At 41.0% G+C, this 4187-nt stretch carries 6 protein-coding genes; 2 read left to right on the plus strand and 4 right to left on the minus strand.

Annotated elements, in window-relative coordinates:
- Positions 1–178: 178 nt before the first annotated feature.
- Together LC574_RS29180 and petJ are read right to left on the minus strand one after the other, a co-directional pair.
- Positions 179–502 (minus strand): tetratricopeptide repeat protein, encoded by a 324-nt coding sequence (locus LC574_RS29180; RefSeq protein ID WP_229457119.1) that lies wholly within the window; start codon positions 500–502, stop codon positions 179–181.
- Between the two features lie 219 nt (positions 503–721).
- Complete coding sequence (gene petJ, locus LC574_RS29185) at positions 722–1057, minus strand: cytochrome c6 PetJ (RefSeq protein ID WP_229457120.1); 336 nt, start codon at positions 1055–1057, stop codon at positions 722–724.
- A 455-nt stretch (positions 1058–1512) separates the two neighbouring features.
- On the opposite strand from petJ, the gene murF reads away from it, so the two are divergent.
- Together murF and LC574_RS29195 are read left to right on the plus strand one after the other, a co-directional pair.
- Positions 1513–2868: a UDP-N-acetylmuramoyl-tripeptide--D-alanyl-D-alanine ligase gene (murF, locus tag LC574_RS29190; protein WP_229457121.1), complete on the plus strand. Its 1356-nt coding sequence runs from the start codon at positions 1513–1515 to the stop codon at positions 2866–2868.
- Positions 2869–2917: 49 nt separating this feature from the next.
- The gene (locus LC574_RS29195; RefSeq protein WP_229457122.1) at positions 2918–3205 is read left to right on the plus strand and encodes a GNAT family N-acetyltransferase; all 288 of its coding nucleotides are present in this window, start codon (positions 2918–2920) and stop codon (positions 3203–3205) included.
- 185 nt (positions 3206–3390) lie between these two features.
- Here the strand turns inward: LC574_RS29195 and LC574_RS29200 are convergent, their stop codons facing one another.
- Together LC574_RS29200 and LC574_RS29205 are read right to left on the minus strand one after the other, a co-directional pair.
- Positions 3391–3726, minus strand: a complete 336-nt coding sequence (locus LC574_RS29200) for a hypothetical protein (protein WP_229457123.1) — start codon at positions 3724–3726, stop codon at positions 3391–3393.
- 204 nt (positions 3727–3930) lie between these two features.
- Positions 3931–4187: fasciclin domain-containing protein (locus LC574_RS29205; RefSeq protein WP_229457124.1), on the minus strand; the 257-nt coding region annotated here is incomplete at its 5' end.

Raw genomic sequence — 4187 nt, forward strand, 5'->3', positions numbered from 1 at the left:
CCGTTGAGGTGCGTCTTGAACTCCGCCAGCACGGGCAGGGCGGCCAAGGCCTTGTCGGTCACGATCAGCGGGCGCTTGAGGCCTTGCTCTTTCAAGTGGTCCGCGACGAGCTTGCGCGCGCCGGCGCCGAACTTGATGGCTGTGGGGAAGGAGAAACCTGTGATGGTCATAGTGTTCTTCAAATGATTTCAAAGTTATCTGGTGCAAAATTTATTGCTTGAGTACAATCTGTAACGGCTTGATGGTAATCTTGTAATTGGAGATAAGCTAGACAGCGATCGCTATAAGCTACAGCAAAATCTTTCTTAACGTCAATTGCTTGGTTGAAATTCTCTATTGCTTCGTGGTAATTACCCCGCCGCATCTTATCTATACCCAATTCCAAGAAATCAGCCCCTGTAATTTGCGTGATATATATGGGTAATGAATGTGCAGGTAAAGTCAAAAAAGTGAGAGGGAAAGCAATAACTACACTGAGAAATAATCGCCACAAATAACTCATAATACCAAATGAGGATAGGGAGTATTGTTTGATATTCTTGGAACAGTCTTGTTGTAAAAACCTTAATCCAAAATTCAAAATCGTTCGATGGTTCCTGAGCGAAGTCGAAGTCTAAAATCCAAAATTGGTATATGCATCCTATTTGACAACTTCGGCAACCCTAAAATTAGCGGGACAAAAAGCCCCGCAAATCATTAATTATTGAAGTTAGATTTTAGTCTACTTCCAGTCCTTATCTGCTTGTGAAAGCACATAAGCAGTTACATCTTCAATCTGGTTAGCTTTTAAACGACTACCGAAAGCAGGCATGGCATTTTTACCTTTTGTAACTTGGACAATAATCGCCTCTGCTGAGTACATACCATACTTTTCTAAAGCTTCTTTCTTCAGGTTCTTCGGAGCTTGAACCAGATTTTTACCTCCTGCATGACAAGAGGCACAATTAGCACTAAATACTTTAGCTCCACTAACAGCATCTGCTGCCAAAGCTGGATTGCTGAAGGCAAAGGTGAAGATTGCTATACTTAACAGCATCACTGTAATAATTTTTTTCATTTCCTGTTCTCTCTCTCCAATAACAGCTTATTCGCTGCGATATCCTCCATAATTGTCAGTTGAGGCGTTGCTATAGTCAAATGACAAGCTGTCAAACTTCGCTATCAAGTTTTTGGATTTTAAATATTCCGGGTTTTAGATTTAGGGTTGTTAGCATAGAACGATGTCTGGCGACAAGCTGGTTTGCATCTACGCTAATAATAAAAATGCAAATTTATAAGAAGAATTCAGAACTCAGGAGCGGAGCAAGGAAAGCTCCGCCTCCGGTCAGAAAACAGGTATGAATTCTGTACGAGTGGGTAATGAATATTGGTTAAAACCTCGCCCGAGGTTAAGCGAAACTAGTATTAAATATTCAACAATAATTAAAACTCTATCCCTTTATGGGTAGAGTATTCTGAATTGTGTATTCTGACTCCTTTTTATAATTTTGAACTTTAAATTGTAAATTATTTATGCATTGTTCTGCCACCCTAACCCAACTGGTTGAAGTTCTTTTAGCCAGTTCTGTAAACTTATCTGAAACTGCTTTAACACAAGTAAGTTGCGGCATACAAACAGATAGCCGTACTCTAAAGCCGGGTGAAGTATTTGTAGCTTTACGAGGCGATAAGTTTGATGGACATGAATTTGTGCAAACTGCGATCGCAAAGGGTGCAATAGTGGCAATTGTGGATTTTGAATATGAAAATCGGGGACTTCCTGTATTACAAGTAAAAGACACCCTCAAAGCATATCAGAAAATTGGCAGATGGTGGCGCGATCGCTTTAACATTCCTGTAATTGGTGTCACAGGTTCTGTAGGTAAAACTACAACTAAAGAATTAATTGCCGCAGTTTTAGGAACAAAGGGACGAGTTCACAAAACTTATGAAAATTACAACAACGAAATCGGTGTCCCGAAAACTCTTCTAGAACTGGGCAAAGAAGATGACTACGCCGTGATTGAAATGGCGATGCGAGGTAGGGGACAAATCGCCGAACTGACACAAATAGCGCGTCCAACAATTGGAGTGATTACCAATGTGGGGACGGCACATATTGAGTTACTGGGTTCGGAAGAAGCGATCGCACAAGCAAAATGTGAGTTGTTAGCCGAAATGGCTGCTGATAGTGTGGCAATTCTCAACCACGACAATCCTTTATTAATGGCCACGGCAGCAAAAGTTTGGCACGGAGAAGTTTTAACTTACGGCTTTTCTGGTGGGGATATCCAAGGGCAATTAATTGATAACGACCAGGTAGAAGTTGCAGGAATCCAACTACCTCTACCTTTACCTGGTCGTCACAATGCGACTAATTTCTTAGCAGCTTTAGCGGTGGCAAAAGTGTTGGGAATCGATTGGGCAAGCCTCAAAGCAGGTGTGATGGTGGATATGCCCACAGGGCGATCGCAGCGATTTACCTTACCCAACGATGTGGTAATCTTAGATGAAACCTACAATGCTGCACCAGAAGCTATGATTGCAGCGCTGCAATTATTGGCAGACACACCCGGAAAACGGAAGATTGCCGTGTTGGGTGCAATGAAAGAATTGGGAGAGCGATCGCAGCAGTTGCACCAGCGAGTGGGAGAAACAGTGAAAAAGTTGAATTTAGACGGCTTGTTGGTTTTGGTAGATGGACAAGATGCCGAAGCGATCGCTATTAGTGCCGAAGGTATTCCATCGGAGTGTTTTGTAACTCATGCTGATTTGGTGGCTAGGTTGAAGACATTTATGCAAGCAGGCGATCGTTTATTGTTCAAAGCTGCCCATTCCGTGGGGCTAGATCGGGTAGTTAATCAGTTACGTACAGAATTTTCCAGATGATACGGCTAGAAACCCAACGTCTCATACTGCGAGATTTTGTAGAATCAGATTGGCATCTATTGGATACTGCTTTACTAAGGAATTTTGGGGACAAAGATATGCAACTGAAGCTGTAAAAGCAGTTGTATCATTTGGTTTTCAGGAGTTAGGCTTACATCGCATTTTTGCGACTTGTCACCCAGAAAACATTGCCTCAGCACGAGTTATGCAAAAAATTGGAATGCAGCAGGAAGGATATTTGCGAGAACACCATTGCATTAAGGGAGAATGGCGAGACTCTTGGCTATATGCTATCCTTGAGCATGAATGGAGAAGCGTCAACGTAATTCATAATTGATATTTACCTGATCAGAAAGTGCGATCGCAGGTTTGTAATTATTGGCAGACACACCCAAAAATGGCAAAATTGCCGTATTGGGTGCTATGAAATAATTGTAAAAAGTGATGTCTAACGACAAGCCGAAGAAGAGTCTATATACTAGCGAGTTGAAGAAGTAGTGCGATCGCTACTATCTGTAGATTTCAGGCGTTGTTGGAAAGACTAGGGTTATTACTGTAGCGTCTTTGAAAAAGAATTGCTGCCAAATTAGTTACTAAACAGGTGATTGCTAGCCACATCAAGATATAAGTAGGAGCCATCACCACGCCAATCATGAACCAAGTATATACGTGCAGTATCATTACAGAAGCGAAAAAGCTAGCAATTCCAGCAGATTGCCACACTTGATACGATGGGCGACGTAACGCTACTAGGCTCATCGTTAAAATTGTGACAAGCAAGTTGGCTGGTACAAGAAATGCACAAATACTTACGCAGTTGCCACGAGAGAACTCAGCTAAGGTGTTTAAATCGAGCATTAATTTGTTGGGATAGATGTTAGCGTTTTAAGAATTTAATTTATTGTATTTTAAAATAACGAAATCAACATTAATATATGAGTGAGTAATCACATTACAAATATAACATAAATTAAACTATTGAGTTGCATTTTAATACTACCAATAGTTAGTTAATTATAAAGATTTTGATAAGTAGGGTGGAAAATACCCACCCTAGCTGAATTAACCCGGTAAAATCACTGTATCGATAACGTGTACTACACCATTATCAGCTTCGATATCTGCTGCTAAAACTGTGGCATTTTTAACTTCAAAACCATCAGAAGAATGAATTTTAATCGGTGAACCTTCTACAGAATTAACCGTACCGAGTTGTGCCAAATCAGCCTTTAGCAGCTTTCCTGGAACGACATGATACTTTAGAATCCGCGTTAGCTGGGGAATATTTTGTAACAGAGTTTGGATAGTTCCTGCTGGTA

Origin of the sequence: Nostoc sp. CHAB 5715, from assembly GCF_020829685.1 — a bacterium.
Classification (GTDB): Bacteria; Cyanobacteriota; Cyanobacteriia; order Cyanobacteriales; family Nostocaceae; genus Nostoc.

What these genes read in the sequence shown, in the direction of transcription:
- LC574_RS29180 (WP_229457119.1), bottom strand. Translation starts at nt 502, where the DNA reads ATGAGTTATTTGTGGCGATTATTTCTCAGTGTAGTTATTGCTTTCCCT.
- LC574_RS29200 (WP_229457123.1), bottom strand. Translation starts at nt 3,726, where the DNA reads ATGCTCGATTTAAACACCTTAGCTGAGTTCTCTCGTGGCAACTGCGTA.
- murF (WP_229457121.1), top strand. Translation starts at nt 1,513, where the DNA reads ATGCATTGTTCTGCCACCCTAACCCAACTGGTTGAAGTTCTTTTAGCC.
- petJ (WP_229457120.1), bottom strand. Translation starts at nt 1,057, where the DNA reads ATGAAAAAAATTATTACAGTGATGCTGTTAAGTATAGCAATCTTCACC.